The 22,243-nt window shown below is 47.4% G+C and carries 16 protein-coding genes and 1 tRNA gene; 6 read left to right on the top strand and 11 right to left on the bottom strand.

From position 1 onward, the window contains the following. The 5 genes from WIG73_RS04155 to WIG73_RS04135 all read left to right on the top strand — a co-directional run. On the top strand, positions 1-5,044 hold a 5,044-nt coding region (locus WIG73_RS04155; protein WP_337399410.1), incomplete at its 5' end, for an S-layer homology domain-containing protein. A gap of 49 nt (positions 5,045-5,093) precedes the next feature. Then, on the top strand, positions 5,094-6,752 hold the full coding sequence (locus tag WIG73_RS04150) for an S-layer homology domain-containing protein (RefSeq protein WP_337399409.1): 1,659 nt from the start codon (positions 5,094-5,096) through the stop codon (positions 6,750-6,752). A 12-nt stretch (positions 6,753-6,764) separates the two neighbouring features. Further along, positions 6,765-7,679, top strand: a complete 915-nt coding sequence (locus WIG73_RS04145) for a DUF4430 domain-containing protein (protein ID WP_249311182.1) — start codon at positions 6,765-6,767, stop codon at positions 7,677-7,679. 3 nt (positions 7,680-7,682) lie between these two features. After that, positions 7,683-8,564: an energy-coupling factor transporter transmembrane component T gene (locus WIG73_RS04140; RefSeq protein WP_337399408.1), complete on the top strand. Its 882-nt coding sequence runs from the start codon at positions 7,683-7,685 to the stop codon at positions 8,562-8,564. Beyond that, positions 8,546-11,212 (top strand): ECF transporter S component, encoded by a 2,667-nt coding sequence (locus tag WIG73_RS04135; RefSeq protein ID WP_337399407.1) that lies wholly within the window; start codon positions 8,546-8,548, stop codon positions 11,210-11,212. The genes WIG73_RS04140 and WIG73_RS04135 overlap by 19 nt, the downstream gene beginning before the upstream one ends. A gap of 68 nt (positions 11,213-11,280) precedes the next feature. On the opposite strand, the gene WIG73_RS04130 is transcribed toward WIG73_RS04135, so the two are convergent. The 5 genes from WIG73_RS04130 to WIG73_RS04110 all read right to left on the bottom strand — a co-directional run bounded on the left by WIG73_RS04130 (position 11,281) and on the right by WIG73_RS04110 (position 15,204). Then, positions 11,281-12,972, bottom strand: coding sequence for an FAD-dependent oxidoreductase (locus tag WIG73_RS04130; RefSeq protein ID WP_337399406.1), 1,692 nt, complete (start codon positions 12,970-12,972; stop codon positions 11,281-11,283). Further along, on the bottom strand, positions 12,972-13,301 hold the full coding sequence (locus tag WIG73_RS04125; protein WP_337399405.1) for a rhodanese-like domain-containing protein: 330 nt from the start codon (positions 13,299-13,301) through the stop codon (positions 12,972-12,974). The genes WIG73_RS04130 and WIG73_RS04125 overlap by 1 nt, the downstream gene beginning before the upstream one ends. Positions 13,302-13,438: 137 nt before the next feature. Next, entirely contained in the window at positions 13,439-14,101 is a 663-nt protein-coding gene (locus WIG73_RS04120; protein WP_249311177.1) for a Crp/Fnr family transcriptional regulator, read from the bottom strand. 122 nt (positions 14,102-14,223) lie between these two features. Further along, a tRNA-Leu gene (locus WIG73_RS04115) sits at positions 14,224-14,310 on the bottom strand. Between the two features lie 123 nt (positions 14,311-14,433). Further along, positions 14,434-15,204, bottom strand: a complete 771-nt coding sequence (locus WIG73_RS04110; protein ID WP_337399404.1) for a sugar phosphate isomerase/epimerase family protein — start codon at positions 15,202-15,204, stop codon at positions 14,434-14,436. A 247-nt stretch (positions 15,205-15,451) separates the two neighbouring features. Here WIG73_RS04110 and WIG73_RS04105 point away from each other — a divergent pair, with 247 nt between their 5' ends. Then, on the top strand, positions 15,452-16,735 hold the full coding sequence (locus WIG73_RS04105; RefSeq protein WP_337399403.1) for a copper amine oxidase N-terminal domain-containing protein: 1,284 nt from the start codon (positions 15,452-15,454) through the stop codon (positions 16,733-16,735). A gap of 92 nt (positions 16,736-16,827) precedes the next feature. Here the strand turns inward: WIG73_RS04105 and WIG73_RS04100 are convergent, their stop codons facing one another. The 6 genes from WIG73_RS04100 to WIG73_RS04075 all read right to left on the bottom strand — a co-directional run bounded on the left by WIG73_RS04100 (position 16,828) and on the right by WIG73_RS04075 (position 22,216). Then, positions 16,828-17,787, bottom strand: a complete 960-nt coding sequence (locus tag WIG73_RS04100; RefSeq protein WP_337399401.1) for a P1 family peptidase — start codon at positions 17,785-17,787, stop codon at positions 16,828-16,830. Then, on the bottom strand, positions 17,784-18,389 hold the full coding sequence (locus WIG73_RS04095; RefSeq protein ID WP_337399399.1) for an ECF transporter S component: 606 nt from the start codon (positions 18,387-18,389) through the stop codon (positions 17,784-17,786). Before WIG73_RS04095 ends, WIG73_RS04100 begins: the two co-directional genes overlap by 4 nt. A gap of 81 nt (positions 18,390-18,470) precedes the next feature. Beyond that, on the bottom strand, positions 18,471-19,220 hold the full coding sequence (locus tag WIG73_RS04090; protein ID WP_337399397.1) for a class I SAM-dependent methyltransferase: 750 nt from the start codon (positions 19,218-19,220) through the stop codon (positions 18,471-18,473). A gap of 39 nt (positions 19,221-19,259) precedes the next feature. Then, the gene (locus WIG73_RS04085; RefSeq protein ID WP_249311172.1) at positions 19,260-19,796 is read right to left on the bottom strand and encodes a DUF5662 family protein; all 537 of its coding nucleotides are present in this window, start codon (positions 19,794-19,796) and stop codon (positions 19,260-19,262) included. Beyond that, on the bottom strand, positions 19,789-20,991 hold the full coding sequence (locus tag WIG73_RS04080) for an MFS transporter (RefSeq protein WP_337399395.1): 1,203 nt from the start codon (positions 20,989-20,991) through the stop codon (positions 19,789-19,791). Before WIG73_RS04080 ends, WIG73_RS04085 begins: the two co-directional genes overlap by 8 nt. A gap of 109 nt (positions 20,992-21,100) precedes the next feature. After that, positions 21,101-22,216 (bottom strand): serine hydrolase domain-containing protein, encoded by a 1,116-nt coding sequence (locus WIG73_RS04075; protein WP_337399394.1) that lies wholly within the window; start codon positions 22,214-22,216, stop codon positions 21,101-21,103. Between the last annotated feature and the right edge of the window lie 27 nt (positions 22,217-22,243).

Genomic DNA, 22,243 nt, shown 5'->3' with positions numbered 1-22,243 from the left:
CACTGCGCTTGAAAACATTTCTATCGGCGTATGGGAAAACGGCACTTTTTCTGCAATTGAGGGCAAAACGACTGACAGCAACGGAAACGTGACCTTGTCCTTTGAAGAAGCCGGAACCTATACTGTTTCTGCCGAAGGCTTTGCAGAAGATGTGGTCACCGATTATAATTTAATGAATATGTCTACGCAGGATAATCCTGTATATGGTGTGATGGACTTCAGTACATACGAGACACAGATGGCATATACAGAGGCGGATTATGGCGACGGCCCATATCCGGCGGATGAGGTCCGGTATGTGGACTTCATGGAGTGGAAAGAAAACCAAGAAAGCTACCATACGCTCAGAAGCAACCAGCTTATTGCAGACTGCCCGATTATTGCACCCGTCTGCGTTGTAACGGTTGCAGGCGACGCTCCGCAGATGAGTGACGAAGATGCGGTAAATTCCATTTATGAAGAGTTTTCAAAATCGGAGTATGCCAACCTTACCAAAACCCCTCTGATTTTTCCTCTTGAATATAACGGGACAACATATACCAATGTTCTGTCTTATTTAAAGGCTTGGGCACTTTACGAAACGGGACGAGATGTAACAATCGACTATACGCCGTACATCTATACAACCAATTATAGCGACTGGAGTACCGGAGCTTTAAAAAGCCTGTCCTATGACGGCATGGATATCAACGGTGAAATAACACAGGATTACTTTACAAACAATGCAAATAAAAATATGAACCGTCTGGACAAGGTGACGTTTACAGTCGGCTCGGCATCCTCTGAAGAAATTTCAAAGCTTTGTGTAAGCGTTCAGTCACTGCAAAGAACTCCGGAGGAGCTGGTTAACTATGTTGCAGGCCAGCTGCCGTTTCATCGGATTATTGGTTCAAACGCCTCTGCCAATTCGGTGGTTTCGGCGTTGGGAGAGAAATCTGGTTCGAGCACGGCGCTGCCGAACGCATGCGGCCTTTACAATACGACGGCGGTCGATATAAAATGGACAGCCGAAAACGTAAGCGGAAAAAGTGACGCATTCACAATCAATGAAAGAACAAGGGCTACAACGGTTACACGTCCGAATGTGGGTGAAGAGGATGCTGTTTTCGATTTAACGGCAACCGTTGCTTCAAAAGCAGATACTGCAGTGCGCACAAGCATTACGCATAGAATTACGATTCCGGCGTTTGAAGCAGTAACAGTTCCCTTTCACATTACCGAAGGCGCTTCGCTTTCGCTCACTGACAGCTACTATGGCAATGCTGCAGTAGAGGATAAATATATTGTAAAAACGGACGGCGCGCCGGAGGGCTATGACCGATATACCTGTATGCTGCACACAAGCGCGACAGGCAGTGCACAAAAATTTACATATACAGTATCCAAAGAGGGATATATTACAAAAACAGGAACAATCAGTGTAACGGACGGCGGACTTGAGCCAACGGTGGTTGATTTGCCCATCTCCTCCGAAGATGATACCAAACTGAAATCGTTATCGGTCACCGCTCCGTCAGAAGGTTCGTCAGATTTTGTTACAGGCCTTGTTTTTGACCCGGATACATACGAATATCATATGGATGTTAAGGGAATAAGAACGCTTAAATTTGCAGGCGAAGCGGCCGCGGAAGGCGCAGACATTAAAATTACATCCTATTACAAAAGTCTGGCCGATGCAAACAGCGGCACGCTGACAACAAGCGGAAAGGCAATCACAACCCTTTGCTATCTGCCGGACGAAGCAGATACGAGTTCTGCCATTGTGATAACGGTAACCGCACCTGAAAGCAGCACACAGCAGGAGAAGACGCGCACATATACCATTCATGTAAATAAATCGGCCGCCAGCGGACCTATGACGGCGTTTGCAATTACGCCTTCCTCCACAACAGGCGGAAAGAAAGATAACTGGGCCGGCAAGGATGGCGAAATGCCGTTGGAAGAGGAGCTAACGCCGGTATTCGTGAACGGATCGCTTGTGCTGGGCACCTATACGGTTAATTACTGGCGCGACCAGATTACAGTGAAGCCAACAGCGGCAAATTGTACGATTTTAGTAGGAACTGAAACGGTGGCAAGCGGAAAAGCCTCCTCCGAAATTGCGCTGAATGTGGGTGAAAATAAAATCCCCATTCAAATAACTGATGAAAACGATGTTGTCACCGAATATACCCTTACTGTTTACAGAAAAAGCCAGCTTGATATAACGGCCGTTGAAATAGAAAACGGCGCTTTAAACACAGAATTTGGAGAAAACGGTTCCAATCGCACCGGTAACGGAAGATTCAGCAACGATTCTGATACCCTGCGGTTAAAATTTGACACGAATGTAGCGCAGGACGAGGAAGTTGATATCCGCATTGCATTAAAAGATCAGTCCTACACCGGCAAAGCGGGAGAATTCGTCAACGTGCCGGTAAAAGATATGGACACAGCAATGCTTTATGTGTGGCTCTACCGCACGGTCGACGGGGTGAAGGAAGGGCAGGTATATATTATTAACATGTCCCGCATGCCTGCTGACTCTCCCAGCAGTGTAGCGTCATATCTTCCGGCGCCCGGCCAGTTTGTAAACCAGCCTATCTATGCAAATCCGAACGCCACTTTGGCGGGCAAACAGGCGGTTACCCTGGGCGCTTTCGGCGGCAACGTTGTGTACCGGTATGACACCCCAATAGAAAACAACCCGATGAATCCGTACGGCATTGATTTTATTGTAGAGGGTAATGTGTTTACAAATGCAGATGGTACCAGCTCCCAGTCTGCAAGCGAACCGGCGGCAGTTATGGTATCTCAGGACGGGGAACATTGGTATGAGCTGGCAGGCAGCGAATATTATGACGCGAATACCGTTCATAATTTAACCGTGACCTACACCAACCCGGATCCTTCCTTTGCAGGTGCGGTTCATGTGCCGTGGACCGACAATCAAGGCGGCTCAGGCACCATTTTGACAAACGACCATCACACGCAGCCATATTATCCAAATCCCGCCGTATATCAATCGTTTCAAAACGGCATTGGTAAAAACGACACCTACACGGACAAAAGCGTTTCCTTTACCGGCACAAAAATCTCGGATATGGTACTTCCGTCCTTTGGCTATGCAGACAATCATGCAGCCGGCGATGATTCAAACAGCCCTGCCGCCAACCCAAAAGGAAACGCGGCGGCAAATCCATATATCGAAAACCACTATGCTGTGTATAACGGCGATGGTTTTGATTTGGATTGGGCAGTAGACGGCGAGGGAAATCCTGTAAAGTTAGACAGCATTTCGTATATTAAAATATATAACCCCTGGTTATACGACGGCGGAGCCATCGGTGAAAAATCGCCGGAAATTTTGCAGGTGCTCCGCGCTGCGCCTGCGGAAGAAGCTGTTGGTAAAACAGCGGGGCTTGCCGCTTTAAGCATCAATGGGAAATCCGTTGCGCTGGAAGATGGAACATTTACATATGAAGTGGACGCGGAGGGCGCCAATTCCCTTACCGTTACCCCCACAGCGGCAAATGCGGAAGCGAACATCTATGTTTCTAACCAGAGAGTCAGCTCGGGAGCAAGCACAAAAGCGTTTGCTGCCGTGGAAAAACTGAGAATTATTGTTCAGGAGGAAAAGAAAGAACCGGCAATTTATCTTTTGAACCTCACCAATGTGAAAGCCGGTGAGAGCAATGCCGACTTAAAATCGCTGACGCTGACTCCGGGCGATGATGTAAAAACTCCCGATGAAAACGGAAAGCTTGCATTTTCCGTTTCAAATTCAGTAAAATCGATCCGATTTGCCCCTGAAATGAATTATCAGCAGGCGACTGCCGTTTTAACCGGTGAAAACATAGAAGATATTGCGCTTCAAAACAAAACAACAAGCCCTGCCATTGCTGTAAGCGTAGGGGAAAATCATTTTATCCTTACGGTTACGTCTGCGGATCAAAGCGAAACAAAAAGTTATTCCGTCACAGTAAACAGAGCGGGCAGCGGCTCGTCTTCGGAACAAGATACGATTGACGTAAAATTCTCTCTTACAGGAGACAAGCTGCACTATGATAAAGAAACCGGCTCCAATACAGGAAAACACACAGACCCGGTATGGATCAAATCCCAGTCGGTAAACATACCCGCAGGTTCCACAGTGAAATATATTACGGAAATGATGCTGAACAATGCGGGGCTTGATTACATTTCCGATGGTATTTATATTTCGGAAATAGACGGGCTTGGTGAATTTGACAACGGGCCAAAATCCGGCTGGATGTATAGACACAACGGCAAGATTGCCAACGAAGGCTATGCCACAAGGGTCTTGTCTGAAAGTGATCAGATTGAGTGGTTCTATACCGACGACTACACCAAAGAAAAAGACTATGAAGAGTGGGATCCCGACGAAGAAGACGGCACAGGCGGTGGCTCCGGCGGCGGTTCTGGCAGCAGCTCGGGGCACAGAGGCAGTGGAACCAATGTTGTTTCGCCGGAGGAACCGGACAAGACAGATCAGACATTCCGTGATGTACCGGAAAGTCACTGGGCGGCTGCCTACATCAAAGACCTGGCTGACAAGAAACTGATAAACGGTAAAAGCGAAACAGAGTTTGCGCCGGAGGATAATATCACCCGTGCGGAATTTGCGGCAATCCTTTCCCGCATGAGCGGCGATGATCTTCCAGCGGCAGAAAGTAACTTTACCGATGTTGCAAATGACGCATGGTATGCGGCAAATGTCACATGGGCAGTAACAGCGGGCGTTGTAAAAGGCGTAAGCGAAACCGAATTTGCACCGGACGCCAACATAACCCGTCAGGATATGGCGGTTATGATTGAGCGTTATGCGGCGTATAAAGCATACACGTTTGCGGCGGAGAACGAAGCGGAACGCTTTGCGGACGAAAACGAAATTGCAGAATATGCAAAGAACGCGGTCAGCACCATGCAGCAGGCGGGCATTATCTCCGGCATGGGCGACAACACGTTTGCACCGCTCTTGTTTGCAACCCGTGCACAGGCGGCAAAAATGCTTGGCGTTTTACTGGTTGATATGGACAAATAATCCATTGATACAACGGCTGCAGAAGCGCAGAAAAACGGAGGTATTGAAATTGAAAATCAGAATGAAAAATAAAATCACCATTCTTCTAACAGCAATCATCATACTGAGCAGCTGTATGAACGTGTTTGCGTCAAGCAATCCGAAGTTAGATGAAGCAATTGCTGAAACGGCAGGCTATCTGTATGAAACCGTGCAAAATCCCCAGATTGGCGCAATTGGCGGTGAATGGGCGGTAATCGGGCTGGCCCGAAGCGGATACGATGTGCCGGACAGCTATTATCAGAACTATTACAGCAATGTGGAAACGTATGTAAAGAATTGCGGCGGCAAGCTGCACGATAAAAAATATACTGAATATTCCAGAGTGATTGTTGCATTAACTTCCATCGGCAAAAATCCGGCGGATGTGGCTGGGTATAACCTGCTTACAGCAATAGGGGATTACGACAATACCATCTGGCAGGGGCTGAACGGCCCTATCTGGGCGCTGATTGCTTTAGACAGCGGCGGCTATGAAATGCCGCAGAATTCCGATGCGAAAACACAGGCAACACGTGAACTGTATCTAAACCGCATTTTAGAATGTCAGCTCCCTGACGGCGGATGGTCGCTGTTCGGCGGTACGGCGGCGGAAGAGAGCGGAAATAGTGTTTCCGATCCGGACATCACCGGAATGGCGCTGCAAGCCTTAGCGAAGTATCAGGACAGGCCGGAGGTTAAAAAGGCAACCGAAGAAGCGCTCGCCTGCATGTCTGCCATGCAGAACGAAAACGGCGGTTATTCCCATGGCGGTGCAGAAAATTTAGAAAGCAGCGTGCAGATGCTAACGGCTTTGTGTGAACTCGGTATTTCTGCAGATGATGCAAGATTTGTGAAAAACGGAAACACTCTGTTAGATGCTGTTTTATCATTCCGAAACAGTGACGGCAGTTTTCAGCATACATCAAACGACAGCGGCAACAGCCAAATGTCAACCGAACAGGGATTTTACGCCATGGTTGCCGCCCAGCGTGCATTGGAGGGCAAAAGCAGTTTGTACCGTATGAGCGATTCGCCCGTTTCTGCCGAAGACGGGGAAACGGATAACGCGGCTGGTCTGCCCGGCAAACACGCAGATGTGTCGGTGAAACCGCTTACAAAACCCGGCGTCACCTTTGCAGATATTGCAGGCCACAGCAATCAGCAGGCCATTGAAGCCTTAGCGGCCCGGGAAATTATTAACGGCAAAAGCGCAGATGCCTTTGATCCGGATGCAACCATGACGCGGGCGGAGTATGCGGCAATTGTGGTAAAAGCGTTAGGGCTTCCCATGAAAGAGGAAGCAAAATTCGAAGATGTAACAAAAACGGACTGGTTCTTTCCGTTTGTAAATACGGCATGCAGCTATGGAATTATCAACGGAATTTCCGAAACGGAATTTAACCCCAACGGTACCATCACCCGTGAAGAAGCAGCTGTGATGACTGCCCGGGCAGCAAAGCTGTGCGGTATGAACACGGAACTTGAAACAGCCGCAGTAAGAGATGTTTTAGCCGGTTTTACCGATTATGTGACGGCCAGCGATTGGGCAAGAAGCGCATTGGCATTTTGCCTGCGCGAACAAATTTTATCTGAGGAAGAAATTGAAATTTTGCCAAAGCAGGAAATTAAGCGCTGTGAAATCGCGCAGATGCTCTATCAGATGTTAGGAGCAGCAAACCAATTGTAGAGGTGGAGCGGCATGAGAAAATACAGGAACAAAATAATCCTCGGCGCGGCAGTTTTGGCGGTTTTGGCGTTTGTGTTCTGGTGGGGCGGCAACGCCCCGGGGCTTCGGGGCTGGAATCCGCAAAGCGAACCCGTTGTTACATCTCCCTCTGTTCCGCCGCAGGAAACAGAAATTCCACCGGAGCCAGAGCAAACATCGCTTCCGTCGGAAGCGCCGGCAGAAGCTTCTTCCGCTGCGCCGGAGGCGAAAAAGTCAAACGAACCCGCAACTGTGGAAAACAAGCCGGGCGGCAAGGCGAATAAGCCCTTAACAGCAGAGGAAAAGATTGATTTAGCAGAGAAAATCGCCGGAGAAAACCCGCCGGCAAATGAGGCGGGCAGCAAGCAATATGCAAAGCTGCAGGGAATGGACATTAACGACGCAACCGGGAAAGACCAATATCGCACAGAACCTGTGCCGGAGGGCAGGCCTGCGCCGCTGGAGCCGCAAGATGCGGTGATTACCGATACCGCCCATACCTGTACGATTTCCGTGCGCTGCGATTCCATCTTGAAAAATATGGCGTGGCTCGACCCGGAAAAGACGGAGCTCGTTCCTGAAGACGGCGTAATTCTTCCGCCTACGGAGGTCACCTTTTACGAGGGAGAAAGCGTATTTAATTTGCTGGTGCGCGAGATGAAAAAAAATAAAATTCATTTGGAGTTTGTCAATGCTCCAATTTACAACAGCGCATACATAGAGGGAATTCACAATCTGTATGAGCTTGACTGCGGAGAACTGTCGGGCTGGATGTATCAGGTCAACGGCTGGTTCCCCAATTATGGCTGTTCCCGCTATGCGCTGCAGCCCGGAGATAACGTGGAATGGGTATATACCTGCGATTTAGGCGTGGATGTAGGCGGATATTACGCCTCGGCAGGAGATTAAACAATGAAGCATGCTTTTATGGGCTATCACCCAATTGTGAATTTTACATATTTTACGCTGGTGCTGGTGTGCGCAATGTTTTTGCGGCACCCCGCATGTCTGCTGATTTCTCTTTTGTGCAGTTTTTTTTATTCCGTGAAACTGAATGGAACAAAGGCATTAAATTTCAATTTGTTCTTTCTGGTGCCCACGCTGCTTGTTTCTGCACTGATGAACCCTGCGTTTAATCACGAAGGCGTGACGATTTTAGCATATCTGCCCAGCGGAAATCCCTTAACACTGGAATCTGTCATGTATGGATTGGCGGCGGCAGCCATGCTGGTAAGCGTTATCAGCTGGTTTTCCTGCTACAATGTAATTATGACCAGCGATAAGTTTCTTTATCTGTTCGGGCGCATCATTCCGTCATTGTCGCTGATTTTGTCTATGGCGCTGCGGTTTGTGCCGAAATTCAAGGCGCAGATTCAGGTGGTGTCCAATGCGCAGCGGTGCGTTGGACGGGATGTGTCAAACGGAACTGTTTTTCAGCGTGCAAAAAATGGGTTGACAATTTTGTCCATAATGGTAACATGGACGCTGGAAAACGCAATTGAAACGGCAGACAGCATGAAAAGCCGCGGCTACGGAAGGCCCGGACGAACGGCGTTTTCCATCTTTACCTTCGATTCGCGCGATGCTAAGGCCATGCTTGCCATCTGCACCGCCGGACTTTATACGGTAATCGGCGCATTTTGCGGCGGGCTGTATTACCGCTACTTTCCGTCCATGAAAGGAACGGCTGTAACGCCATATTCCATCAGCGTGTTTGCAGCATATTTCATTCTTTGCATCACGCCGGTGGCGATAGAGCTTTGGGAGGACAGAAAATGGAAAGCTTTCAAATAAATCATGTTACATTTACCTATCCAAATCAATCGAAGCCCGCGCTTTCCGACCTTTGCCTGACCATTCAAAAGGGCGAATTTATAACGCTGTGCGGAAAATCCGGCTGCGGCAAAACCACACTTTTACGGCAGCTCAAGCCGGTGCTTGCCCCGCACGGGACAAAAAGCGGACAGATTTTGTTTGAGGGAACGCCCCTTGACGAATTGGACGACGGCACACAGAGCGAAAAAATCGGTTTTGTTATGCAAAGCCCGGATAATCAGATCGTGACGGACAAGGTGTGGCACGAGCTGGCGTTCGGATTAGAAAGCATGGGGCTCAAAACGCCGGAAATCCGCACAAGGGTTTCGGAAATGGCATCTTTTTTCGGTATTCAAACGTGGTTTCACAAAAAGGTAACGGAATTATCCGGCGGACAAAAGCAGCTTTTAAATTTAGCGTCCATTATGGTGATGCAGCCGTCGGTTTTGATTTTAGACGAACCGACCAGCCAGCTTGACCCCATTGCCGCTGCGGATTTTTTGGAAACCGTGCATAAAATCAACCGGGAATTAGGCACAACCGTCATTCTGACGGAGCATCGGCTGGAAGACGTTTTTCCCATGTCTGACCGTGTGATTGTCTTAGAAGAGGGCAGAATGATTGCCGACAGCACGCCGGGCGGGGTGGGGGCAAAGCTGAAGCAGATGAACCATGAGCTGTCTGTCGCTTTGCCGACACCCATGCGCGTCTATGCAGGGGTGGATAATGCTTATGACTGCCCGGTTACCGTTCGGGAGGGCCGCAAGTGGCTGGAAACCATTGCGGCGGAAAAGGAGCCGGACCTGTCTGCAATTCCGAAGGACCCGGCTTTTTCCTACACCAAGCCGATGATCGAATTGCATGAAGTGTGGTTTCGATATGAAAAGGATGCGCCGGATGTGGTGAAAGGGCTTTCTGCGGATATTTACGAGGGCGAGTTTTTTGCAATCGTAGGCGGCAACGGAACCGGGAAAACCACGACGCTTTCCATCATCAGCGGCATTTTAAACCCCTGCCGCGGTGAAGTGAAATTGGACGGACGGAAGCTTTCAAGCATCAGCGACGCGGAAAAATTCGGAGGGCTTTTGGGCGTATTGCCGCAAAGCCCACAGGCATTATTTGTAAAAAAGACGGTGGCACTGGACTTGCAGGAGATGCTAAAAGGCAAAAAGCTGACCGCCGCAGAAAAGGAAGAACGCATTGCACAGGCCGTGCGGCTGTGTGAATTGGAGCCGCTTTTAACCATGCACCCATACGACCTATCCGGCGGGGAACAGCAAAGAGCGGCGCTGGCAAAGGTGTTGCTTCTGCGTCCGCGCATTTTACTTTTGGACGAGCCAACCAAGGGGCTGGACGGGCATTTTAAGGAAAAGCTTGCGGGTATATTAAAGAATTTGCAAGCTGCCGGCACTACCATTGTGCTGGTGTCGCACGACATTGAATTTTGCGCCAAATATGCCGACCGCTGCGCCATGTTTTTTGACGGCGGCATTACCAGCTGCGATACGCCCCGCAGGTTTTTCGGAGGCAAAAGCTTTTACACCACGGCGGCAAACCGGATGGCCCGTACCACCATGCCGGACGCGGTGCTGGCTGAGGACATGATTCTCGCATTGGGCGGCAGAGTGTTGAAGCAGAAAAAACAAAAGCCCGAAAGCGGCTACACAGTGCAGAACAATTGGGGCTTAAAAGAAAAAACGGAAGAAACAAAAAAACGAACGCCGAAGCGAACGGCGCTGGGCGGTGGAATGATTGGGTTATTTGTCATAACGGCGCTGTTGTTTCACGAAAAGTTTGCAGACTGGCGGCAATATCTGGTGCAGTTTGCCCTTGTGCTGGAAGCAGGGCTTGCTCTTTCGGCTTTTTTTCCCGGACAAGAGCTGACGGCGGCCAACCGGTCAGTTCAGCCGCAAAGCGAAAAGCGAAATTTATCCAAACGTACATGGGCGGCGCTTGCAATGGTTTTGCTTGCCGTTCCGCTGACTATCTTTATCGGCTGTTTTTATCTGGCTGACCGGAAATATTACTTTATCAGCCTTATGATTATATTAGAAACATTTTTGCCGTTTGGCATGGTTTTTGAGGGAAGAAAACCCCAGGCCCGTGAACTGGTGATTGTCAGCGTGCTGTGTGCGCTTGCGGTTGCAGGACGTGCGGCATTTTTCATGCTGCCGCAGTTTAAGCCGGTGGTAGCGGTGGTGATAATCGCCGGAGTGTGCTTCGGCGGAGAAACAGGCTTTTTAGTGGGCGCAGTTACCGGCTTTGTTTCGAACTTTTTCTTTGGACAAAGCCCGCTGACACCGTGGCAGATGTTTTCCTTTGGCATCATCGGATTTTTTGCGGGTGTGCTATTCCGCAAAGGGCTTTTGCGGAAGACGAAAAGCGCGCTGTGCATTTTCGGAGGGCTTACGACATTTTTCCTCTACGGCGGCATTATGAACACAGCGTCTGTGTTCATGTGGCAGGCAAAACCGAATGCCGCAGCGTTTATGACAGCCTATCTGATGGGAATACCGTTTGACTTAATTCATGCGTTCGCTACCGTGTTTTTTCTCTATTTTATCTCCGGCGCAATGATTGAGAAGCTGGACCGGATTAAGGTGAAATATGGATTGCTGGAACGGTGAAAAGGACATTTAAAGTATATCCAATATTTAAATGCCGTCTTGATATTCTCAAGACGGCATTCTTTTTTCTATTGATTCATACCGCAAGGGTATGTGGTTTCCGATTGTTTTTTGCCTTGCTTTACCAAATTATAGAAGCGATAGCCTCCCGAAAAGTTATAGCAGTCGTAATCATTTTGCGAGAGTATCCGGCAGGCAAGGTAACTGCGCAGACCGCTTTGACACATCACATAAACTGGTTTATTTTTCGGGATTTCACTCAGCTGTTCCCGCAGATCATCCACCGGAATATTCATAAACCCGTCTGCGTGACCGCCTGCATATTCCATAGGCGTTCTGCTGTCAAGCAGCGTTACGCTGCCGTCACGGGGAAGCGCGTCCACCTCGTCGTGATGAAACTGTTTTACCTTCTCAGTAACAATATTTTCAATCATAAATCCTGCCATATTCACAGGATCCTTTGCCGAGGAATAGGGAGGCGCATAGGCAAGGTCTAGGTTTGCAAGGCCTGTCGCTTTCATTCCGGCGCGGATCGCTGTTGCCAGCACGTCAATCCGCTTGTCTACGCCGTCGAAGCCCACAATCTGCGCACCCAAAAGCTTTAAGGTTTTCTTTTCATAAAGAACTTTCATGGTCATTACCTTGCCGCCCGGATAGTAGCCTGCATGAGAAGCCGGAGATAATACGACGCGTTCGTAATCAATCTCCGCCGCTTTTGCCGCCGCTTCGTTAATTCCTGTGGAGGCCGCGGTCATGTCAAACACCTTAATCACCGATGATCCCTGCGAACCCCGGTAAACACTGTTTCCGCCGCAGATGTTATCTGCCGCGATGCGCCCTTGCTTGTTGGCAGGGCCGGCAAGTGAGATTAAGGCTTTCTTACCCGTTACAAAATGCCTTATTTCAACTGCGTCGCCCACTGCGTAAACGTCCTGTGCAGAGGTTTCCATTTTGTCGTTTACGAGAATACTGCCTTTCAACCCAAGCTCTAAGCCTGCTTCTTTGGCAAGTGCTGTATCGGGTGTTACGCCTATGCTAAGCAACACAATGTCTGATGCAATCTCACAGCCGCCGGCTGTTTTGGTTACTGTAGTATTCTCCTTTGTTTCAAATCCTGTTACAGCGGTATTCAGCATCAGACGAATTCCGTGGCTTTCCATTTGCGCATGAACTGCACACGCCATGTCAAAATCCAACGGCGCCAACAAATGGTCGGCATATTCAATCAAGGATACTTTTAACCCTAATTCTGCAAGATTTTCTGCCATTTCAATGCCGATAAACCCGCCGCCGATCACCGTTGCTGTTTTTGGTTTTTCTGCACTGATAAATTGATGAACTTTCAGCGTATCCTCCACCGTGCGAAGCGTGAAAATTTTGTCGCTGTCAATTCCCGGCATATTCGGCTGCGTGGGCTTTGCCCCGGGAGAAAGAATCAGCTTATCATAGCTTTCTTCATAGGTTTTTCCTGTGTCCAATCCACAAACGGTAACAATTTTCTTTTCCGTATCGATTGCAGTAACCTCATGGCGAACCCGCATATCCACCCGGAATCTGTCCCAAAAGCTGCCGGGAGTCTGCAAGGTAAGCTGATTTTCGTCCGTTATCACACCGCCGACATAATAGGGCAGACCGCAGTTGGCATAGGAAATATAGCCTGTTCGTTCAAAAACAATGATTTGTGCATTTTCGTCAAGACGACGAATTCTTGCAGCAGCAGATGCGCCGCCTGCAACACCGCCGACAATCACTACTTTCATTATGATTCTCCTTTCTCAGTTTCCCCGTTATATTGATAGATACCGCCGATATTGGTAACGTTGGTATATCCAAGATGCTTTAAACCGCGCTGTGCCTGTGCGCTTCTTCCTCCGCTCAGACAATGAACAAAAATCGGAGTGTTTTTGTCTGTTATTTTTTGATTTACCGTTTCTAACTGATTCAATGGAATGTTCATACTGCCTGGAATATGAACCTGTTTATATTCTTCTGGTGTGCGTACGTCTAATAGAACAGCGCCCGGCGTATTTTTCATTTTCTTTACGCCGTCATTCATATTCATGGGTTTCGATAAATGAAATAGGCTCATTTCTTATCCTCCTTTAATTTTTAGATTTATAATAAATTTTATTTTATTATATCATTAAAGTCTAGATGGAAAAGTGACTAAGTCTCATTTTGACAAAAAAATTACACGAAACTTTTTAATTCCGTGTAACCTGCCATTTAATTCAATTGGCGAAGTGCATCAATATCTTTTAGCGTAATGCAACCCCGCTTATACGCAACCAATCCATCAGATGCAAATCGCTTAAGCATTCTTGCTACTACCTCGCGTGCCGAATTGGTATGCAGCGCAATCTGTTCATGAGTCATTTTTATGTTCCGCAGACCGGTGCGTTTATATTCATCTAGTAAAAAAGACGCCAGTCTGCGGTCATAGCCTTTGAATAAAATCATTTGCATTGTCCACATTACAGAGGAAAAACGTTCCGTAAGCAATTCATACATAAAACAACGTACATAAATATTCTGCCTTGTAAGCCTTTCGAACGCTGCGGTATTGATTACCAGCAAATCGCAATCTTTTGATGCTGACATCTGCGTATCAAATGTAATTTGATTGACTGCGCAAGAGGCTGTCAGTACGCAGAGTTCTTCTTGTTGAAGCCGGTACAGCGTAATTTCCCGACCTTCTTCAGAAAGGATACAGGTGCGCAGTTCGCCGCTTAATACCATTGTTAAGCCAAGACAATCTGTTTCGCAGTTATGAATGATTTGATTTTTTGAGTAATGCCGCACCGATGAAGATGCTTGTACAAGTTCTTTTTCGTCCTTTGAGAGCTGTTCCCAGAAGGGAAGTTTTTTTAATACCGTTAACTCTGTCATTTTTATTCCTCTTTTCGTTTCTGCAATAAGGGAAGGGAGCCGTTACGTCTTATCTATCATAAGCCGGTCTGCTATATTTAGGGAAAAGAAAAAGTACAGCACTTCATGTACTGTACAGATGGTGGTGCGGATAACAGGACTTGAACCTGCACGATATTGCTATCACAGGCACCTGAAGCCTGCGCGTCTGCCAATTCCGCCATATCCGCATATTTATTTCTTATTTGACAACAAAAATTATTTTAACATAGTTTCAACAAAAAGTCAATATCTTTCCGAAAAAAATATGCGGCAAAAAACGGCCGCTTTAAAGTTATGGCGGCCGTTTGAGACTAACAGAAAACAGATTTTAAAAATTGCAGGCTTTCTTCCGCACTCTTTACAAAGTCGCCGGGGCTTGCCCCCTCAACGCTGATGCGCAGATCGTAGCCCGCTTTGTCAAGGGCATTTTTCACCGTGCGGTAGTCAAACCCGTCGTGTTCCATAGGATACAGCCTGCCTTCAGGCCGCGCAATGTGAACGTGCCTTAAAATGTCCCCATTTTTAGAAATTTCGTCCAAGGACTCGTTTTCCAGCGCTACGTGGTAGATATCCGCCAGCAGCATTACGTTGGGGTGGTGTAGCTTTCTGCACAGCGCCGCTCCTTCTGCAACGGTGTTTAATACATTGGTTTCTTTTTTGTTCAGCGGCTCTAACACAATGGTTGTACCAAATTCGTTCGCCGCGTCGCCGGCAATGCAGATTGCTTCCTCAAGCTGTTTCATGCAGTTTTCTTTTTGTTCTCCTTCTTCAATGTATCTTGCCTTTCCGCTGCCCAGCACACAGGTGTGAATTCCAAGCTGCGCACCGTTATATAGCGCCCTTTTGCAATATTCACGAACCCGTTTTTTGTCAAACAACCGGCCGCACAGCTTTACCTCCGCAGGGAAAAAGCCGTTTGCCGCCTCGGCGGGCACGCCGCAGGCCGCCAGCACCATTGCTGTATCTTTCAATTCGCCGTCTGTCATTTCATACACATGGGAGAGGTTGAGCTCTGCATAGTCTGCCATGCCTGTTTTGAGCTGGGCAATTTGTTTTGCCCCCGTACATATTCCAATTTTCATTTTTCCGCCGCCTTCCTTTTAAAATTCAATGGTATCTTATCACAACCGCAAAATAAAGTCAATACACAGAATAAAATTTATTAAATATCCCTTAATTTGCGCAAATCAAGCTTTTTAAAAAAATATTTCGATTTTAGGGAACTTTTTTGTTAAGAAAATGTCTAAGTAAGTAGAAGCTGAAAAACAAGCAGCTTAAAACGGACAAATATAAATATACATAAAAGTCCAAAAACAAGGAGGAACGATTATGAACAACAAAAAAAGAATATTGGCAATCGCCGCAGTGATTTGCGTACTTTCCGGCAGCATGGCTTATGCGGAATATGACCCGGATAAGGTGATTGATCCCACCAATCCGATTATGACATTGTCGGCTGACAGTGAAGCGGAGGATGCGCCGAGCGTAATGAATGGTGCAACACTTCCCTCTGTATCGGTAAAAGAAGTAAACGGCGTTAAAATGATTCCGCTGCGCAGTGTGGCGGAAGGCTTAGGATATACCGTAACCTGGAAGGGTGAAAGCAGATCCATCGACGTGTTGAAGGGCGCACAGTACATAACGATGTCCATCGACAAAGACGAATATGCATTCTCCCGCCGTGCTCCCCAGCCCCTGGGCGCAGCACCCACTCTGGTTGGCGATTCAACCTTTGTTCCGCTAAGCTTCGTTGACGAAATCATCGGCGGATATTATGAGGAAAACGAAGATGGCACCTATAAAATCGTAAACCCCAGCATTGTGACCGTAACCGAAGTTACTGAGGGCGGCTCGCTGGTTGTTGAGGACGGCTATCTGGGAACCGTTGTGGTTCACATTGGTGAAGACACCGTAATCACTGCCGGCGGCAAAGAAGCAAAAGCAGAGGACATTAAGGCTGAAATGGTTTTGGGCATTGAATATAGCCCGGCTATGACCGCAAGTCTGCCCCCTCAAACCACAGCAGTGAAAATTATGATTGAAAACCAGGAAATGGAACCGGAAGACGAACAGAAAGAAGAGTTTACGTTTGACGGCGAAATTACAGAAATCAGCGAAAACCTTGTAACCATTGGCAAAGCGTTTGAAGACGAAGATGCAATGCGTCTGGTTGTTTCAGACGACACCGTGATTACAAAGGGCAACGACAAAAGAGTTTATAAATTAGAAGACTTAAAAGTCGGTATGGAAATTTCCGGAACCCACTCAGAGGCAATGACCATGAGCATTCCCCCCCAGACGGCTGCATTCACAATCAACATCAAGGCTGATGCAGACGTTGAAGAAGGAGACGAGCTTGAAGCCATTGAGGCAGAAGGCAAAATCATTGAAATTACAGAAGACGGCAAAGTTGTTATCAAAGAAGATGAAGACGACATGGGCGTAGCTTTAATCGTAACAGACGAAACCGTTATTAAAAAAGGCAACGACAAGAGAATTTATAAACTGGACGATTTAGAAGTGGGCATGAAAATTTCTGCAAAACACAGCCCCATGATGACCAGAAGCATTCCCCCTCAAACAGTGGCGTTTGAAATCACCATTGAGGACTAATTAATCCCACGATATACCCCTATATTAACCATAAAATACCCTCTTTAAAAAACCCCTTCCCGGCAAAGCTTTGCCGGGAAGGGGTTTTTGCTTTATGCACAAATATCTTTTGCACAGGGCAGTCCGCTGCCGGGGGCTGCGCTCATTACCGCGTTTATAATTGCTTGTTCCACAACCTCCGCCGCAATGGTGCCTGTTACATTCACGTCTGCATTCACATCTCCGACCGACATGGCATAAATGCTGTCCCCGTCCGCCGAGGTGTTAACGGGAGAAATGCATCGCACCAGGCCGTTGTGAGCCATCTGCGCAATTTTGTTCATTTCAGATTTTGAGAATTTTCCGTTGGTAACAACCACACCAATGGTGGTGTTTCCCACAAAGGGGTTGTCTACCCGTTGGATAGATTTCAGCATTTCGTCACAGGTGCTGCGAAATCCCTTTTTGTCCTCAGACAGCAGTCCGGCAACAATTTTGCCGCCCTGATAAATATCGCCTAAGGCATTTACGCAAGCAATTGCCCCCACCTTCAGTGTACCAAGCTGAACGGCAAAAGAGCCAATGCCCGATTTTAAAGCAAATTCCGGGCCCAAAAACTTTCCAACTGTTGCGCCGCAGCCAGCACCGAAGCTGCCGTTTTGATAGTTTCCCGCTTCTGCATTTACGCAAGCCCGATAGCCCATGTTAAAATCGGGCCGCACGTTTTTGTCGCCCAGACCCAAATCAAAAATGGAAGAGGCGCAAACCAGCGGCACCTTTGTAATACCTGTGTCAAACCCAATGCCTTTTTCTTCTAAATAGCGCATTGCGCCGCCTGCCGCATCAAGCCCAAAGGCGCTGCCGCCGCACAGCAAAACTGCGTGCACGCCGGTTGACGCCGCTAAGGGCGACAAAAGAGGCGTTTCCCTGGAGGCGGGGCCGCCGCCGCGAATATCCACGCCGCAGGGGGCGCAGGTTTCACAGAGAATGGCCGTAACGCCCGTTTTTGCCTCCTGATTTTCGGCGTTTCCAATCTTTATATTTTCAATTTCTAAGATGCTGATTTCTTTCATGCTTCATTCCCTTTTTTCAGGACTTTCAACAGCGGTTTGCTGATTGCCGTGCCGATTACCGCGCAGGAAACTGCCTCCACCACGCCGTTCACGCCCACCATTGCGGTTAAAAAGGCAAACACGTTTACGCCGCCGCGCATGTTCAAAACATATTCTGTGTTTCCAAAGAATAGCAGAAACGCAGACATGAAAAACAGTGTATTCATCAGTGCACCGGAAATGCTGGCAATGCACACGGAAACTACGCTGTCATTTCCTTTGCGGTTTAAGCCCCGGTATAACAGGCCGCAGAGCCAGCCCATTAAAATTCTGGGAATAAAGCACAAAATGGCAGAGAAGAACGGGTTAATGGAAAATAACACGCTTCCTAACGGGCTTGCACCGCCAACCGCCTGCATAAAACTGGTAAGGCCGAATATGGCACCTAAAAACGCACCCACTGAAGGCCCGGTTGTAATAGCGCCGATGATAACCGGAATGGTTAGAAACGTAATATCAAAGGGCCCCACCTTTAAATATCCAATGGGCGTAAAGGACAGGACGAAAATCACTGCTGTTAAAAGCGCCGTTCGTGTGAATACCGAGATTTTTAAATTTTTCATTTTTGTCTTCCTTTCATTCTGTATTTTATTGGTTTTATAGACGGGATTGAATCTGAAACCCTTTTATAAATTAAAATTTTTTTAATAGCTGCATTCAAATAAAAACATATCACAGTTATTGTCAATGGCAATGTCTTTGGAAAAAGAGGAATACGTTTTAATTGTTGTAAATCCGATTTCCATCAAATATTGTTCCATTTCTCCGAACTGATAAAGATGTGTTTGAAAATCCATAGGCTCACTTTGTATCAGTTCTGTTCCATTATATAGTTCATAGATGCTTGGGGAAAACTGTGTTTGACTTTTTTCGTTATAATAATTTTTACTTTTTAAGATTAAATCAAATCCCTCTTTGGTCTTTACAGAAACTGATACATTGTATTCGCTGTCATCTGGACACCGATCGGCAACTGTATCGACTGCAAAAACCAATTTACCCCCAGGCAGCAGCAATTTTTTCAATTTGTTTAAAATAGTTTTACACAAGCCTATGTCTGTGAACAATGAAACTGAGCCGGAGGAAATAAAAATATAATGAAATTTTTCCTCGCAGGCATAGTCTGTAATATCTGCCTGAATAACTTGTGCATCTGATGCCTTATGTTTTAGTTTTTCCAGCATTTCACCCGACAAATCTATTCCGCTGATATGAAGGCCCCTTTCCATAAAGGGGATAAGAAAACGTCCGCTTCCGCACAAAGGTTCTAAAATTTTTTCTCCTTGTTTTGCATAGGACAGATAAAATTCCAGTTCGTCCTGCGGCGCCTTTTTATGTAAAATTTCATACATTTCGGTGCACAAGCTGCCGTAATAATTTTGTTTTAATTCCATCGTTTTGGTACCTCTATTTGTTTCAGCCTTTTCAGCTTATCAACGTTCAATGCCTTTTTTTATTTTCTTAATATAAGCAAAAGTTTTTTCTTCTCCCTGGTCTTTGAGCATAACCAGCCAGCTTTCCAAAAGGTCTGATGTTTCGGGATGAATGGCCCTTCTTGCCTTTCCTCGCTGAAAATATTCTAAGGGCTGTGCGTTTTGATAATTTTTGCCCTGATACACCTTGCTTGCCGCCACCCGGTCGCAGAACATCTCTTTTACAAACACAACGGGCATTTTCACAGGTCCAACCTTTTTGGTTTCGGGGTTGTAGTCCGTCCAATATTCAAAGTGGTGGCGGTTTCTGCCCTTGTGGTGCATCCAGGCGGCAGAATAGCCCTTTTGCTCCCGCTCGCCTTCGTTTGGGCTGCGGGTGCCTTGATAGTATTTCACCCCTGCCGAAAATTCCGTCCACGAAAACTTGGACAAATCGTGCAGAAGCCCCCGCCAAAGGATTCCTGCTTTATAGCAGTGGACAATTACCGTGTGTCGGTGCTTTAAAATGGTTTTTAGGTGAGAAAAAAATTTATTCATGGTTTTTTTCTTTCCTGTCTTTCATCACTTTTAACACGAAGGTACACAAAATCATAATTACGGGGAAAATCACACAGCCTAAAAGGCCGGCTTTTAAAGCAGAACCCCCAATGGTAAATTTTTCAGAAATTGCCGCCGCTGTGTTGGGGCCTGTAAAGCAGCCAACGTCGCCTGCAAGGGCCAAAAGCGCAAACAGCGCCGTGCCTCCCTGAGGGCACCGCCCAGCCGCTAAGGACAAAACTCCCGGCCACATTACGCCCACGGAAAAGCCGCAGAGCGCACACCCAATCAGCGACAGAACGCTGTTTGGCGAGAGGGAAACCAACAGGTAGCTCGCAATGCACAACCCGGCACAGGTTAAAATGTAATTTGCAAGGTTTAACTTTGCCGCCGCTTTTCCGTAAACCACCCTGGAAATTCCCATTGTGATTGCAAACATACACGGCCCGAACAAATCGCCTACGGTTTTCGACACACCCAGGGCAGACTCTGCAAACAGCGACGCCCATTGCGCCATTCCCTGTTCTGCCGCGCCGGAGCACAGCATTAAAATTAAAAACACCCAAAAGATTTTTATTCCAAACAGCTTTCTGATGGGGATTTTGTTTTCTTCATTGGTAAATGAGTTAATTGGCACCTGGGAGTAAAGCAGGGCGGTGAAAATGGGTAGAATAGCCCAAATAACGCATATAACAGTCCAGTTTTTTGTGCCGAAAATGCTGAAGTAAAGCGTGGTGAGCAGCACCACCGCCACGTGTCCCCAGCAGTAGAACGAGTGCAATAAGCTCATGGACGCGGCTTTTCCGTCTGTGGGGAGCGCCTCTACAATGGGGCTTACCAACACCTCTAACAGGCCGCTGCCCACGGCATAGGTCACGACCGCAATTACCAGCCCGGCAAACGGGTTCATTAAGAAGGGAAGCGTACCCATTAAAATCAGCCCGGCGGCAGAGAAAATGTTTGCCGCCACCACAGAAATTTTGTAGCCGATTTTGTCTGCAAAATGAGCGCCTAAAAAGTCCACCGTCATCTGTACGCCGAAATTTAAGGTAATTAAAAAGCTGAGCTGTCCCATTGTTATGCCAAAATCTGTTTGGAAAATGATAAACAAAAGTGGCGTAAAGTTATTGATAACCGCACTGACGATATAGCCGCAGTAGCAGGCAAATTTTGTGTGTTTAAAGGTAAATGTCATTTAATTTGTAACCTCCGGAAGTTTAAAAATATTATAGCATAAAATATGTCATTTTTCCATATTAAGCACAAAAAAGCAAATTACATGAATTGTTGTTTCATATATTTTGCTAATCCACACATGCATACAATACGTTCCGAAGTCTCGGGTGAGTGTAGGGCTCTTTGTTGTTCAGCATGTGCTGGCAATAAAACAGCGCCGTGCGGCTGCTTGGGTCGATTAAAACATAAGATCCTGCTGCGCCGCCCCAGCCAAATTCTCCAACGGGGCCAATTGCGCCGCCCTTAGCCCGGTCGATCATGGTGCGCACGCCTAGGCCATAACCATAGCCTGTGTGCTGAATCCAGTTTAAATCTGTTAAAGCGGCGCCCTCTAAACAGTTCGTCCGCATTAAATCAACCGTGGCCGGCGACAAAATTCTGCTGCCGTTTTTGCCAACGCCGCCGTTTGCCAATGCGTCGGCAAATAAAATATAATCATCCGTGCAGGAAACCATTCCTGCGCCGCCGCTTTCATATTCCGGCGTTAAAATATAGCTGCAGTCTCTTTTTTGCAGCTCCGGCCGGTTGGTTTCGTCGTTAAACCGATAGAGGGGCGCTAACTGCTCCTTATTTTTATCGGAAACGCCAAACGACGTTTTCGTCATCCCCAGGGGTTCAAAAATAGTTTCTGTTACATACTCACCGAACCGTTTGCCGGAAACCACCTCCACCAGACCTGCCAGCACGTCGTGGCATAGGCTGTATTGCCAGTGAGTGCCCGGCTCGAAGGACAGCGGCTCCTTTGCAATGGCGCGGACAACGTCGAGGGTTGTTGCACGGCCATTTTTTTCACGGATGACCTGGGTAATGGAGGGAGACGCAATGTCATAGGTAAAGCCTGCCGACATGGTGAACAGGTCGCGGATTTTAATTTCGGTTTTTGCTTTTTCTCCGTTGGTTAAAACCATTTCAGAAAATTCCGGAATATAGGCCGCAAGCGGGTCTGTCAGCAAAAACTTGCCGCGCTCTAAAAGCGTGAGCGCCGCGGCGCAGGTAACCACCTTTGAGCAGGAAAACAAAAAATAGGTTTCCTTTCCCGTAATGGGAAGCTTCCGCTCCAAATCGGAATATCCTGCCCGGTGGCGGAACGCTTCCTCGTGGTCTTGATAAACGACACAGTCCACGCCCGGAATTCCAATTTCTAAAAACGAATCTAATAAATCGGACAGTTTCTGAAACTGCATACAATCCCTTCCTTTTATCATTATTAT

It is taken from the genome of Congzhengia sp. (assembly GCF_037235575.1).
In the GTDB taxonomy this organism is placed as follows: domain Bacteria; phylum Bacillota; class Clostridia; order UBA1381; family UBA9506; genus Congzhengia; species Congzhengia minquanensis.
The sequence above is the reverse complement of the archived record's forward strand: the minus strand, read 5'-3'. Positions and strand labels throughout refer to the sequence as shown.

Coding starts and splice junctions, on each gene's coding strand:
- WIG73_RS04145 (WP_249311182.1), top strand. CDS start 6,765: ATGAGAAAATACAGGAACAAAATAATCCTCGGCGCGGCAGTTTTGGCG.
- WIG73_RS04140 (WP_337399408.1), top strand. CDS start 7,683: ATGAAGCATGCTTTTATGGGCTATCACCCAATTGTGAATTTTACATAT.
- WIG73_RS04135 (WP_337399407.1), top strand. CDS start 8,546: ATGGAAAGCTTTCAAATAAATCATGTTACATTTACCTATCCAAATCAA.
- WIG73_RS04130 (WP_337399406.1), bottom strand. CDS start 12,972: ATGAAAGTAGTGATTGTCGGCGGTGTTGCAGGCGGCGCATCTGCTGCT.
- WIG73_RS04125 (WP_337399405.1), bottom strand. CDS start 13,301: ATGAGCCTATTTCATTTATCGAAACCCATGAATATGAATGACGGCGTA.
- WIG73_RS04120 (WP_249311177.1), bottom strand. CDS start 14,101: ATGACAGAGTTAACGGTATTAAAAAAACTTCCCTTCTGGGAACAGCTC.
- WIG73_RS04110 (WP_337399404.1), bottom strand. CDS start 15,204: ATGAAAATTGGAATATGTACGGGGGCAAAACAAATTGCCCAGCTCAAA.
- WIG73_RS04105 (WP_337399403.1), top strand. CDS start 15,452: ATGAACAACAAAAAAAGAATATTGGCAATCGCCGCAGTGATTTGCGTA.
- WIG73_RS04100 (WP_337399401.1), bottom strand. CDS start 17,787: ATGAAAGAAATCAGCATCTTAGAAATTGAAAATATAAAGATTGGAAAC.
- WIG73_RS04095 (WP_337399399.1), bottom strand. CDS start 18,389: ATGAAAAATTTAAAAATCTCGGTATTCACACGAACGGCGCTTTTAACA.
- WIG73_RS04090 (WP_337399397.1), bottom strand. CDS start 19,220: ATGGAATTAAAACAAAATTATTACGGCAGCTTGTGCACCGAAATGTAT.
- WIG73_RS04085 (WP_249311172.1), bottom strand. CDS start 19,796: ATGAATAAATTTTTTTCTCACCTAAAAACCATTTTAAAGCACCGACAC.
- WIG73_RS04080 (WP_337399395.1), bottom strand. CDS start 20,991: ATGACATTTACCTTTAAACACACAAAATTTGCCTGCTACTGCGGCTAT.
- WIG73_RS04075 (WP_337399394.1), bottom strand. CDS start 22,216: ATGCAGTTTCAGAAACTGTCCGATTTATTAGATTCGTTTTTAGAAATT.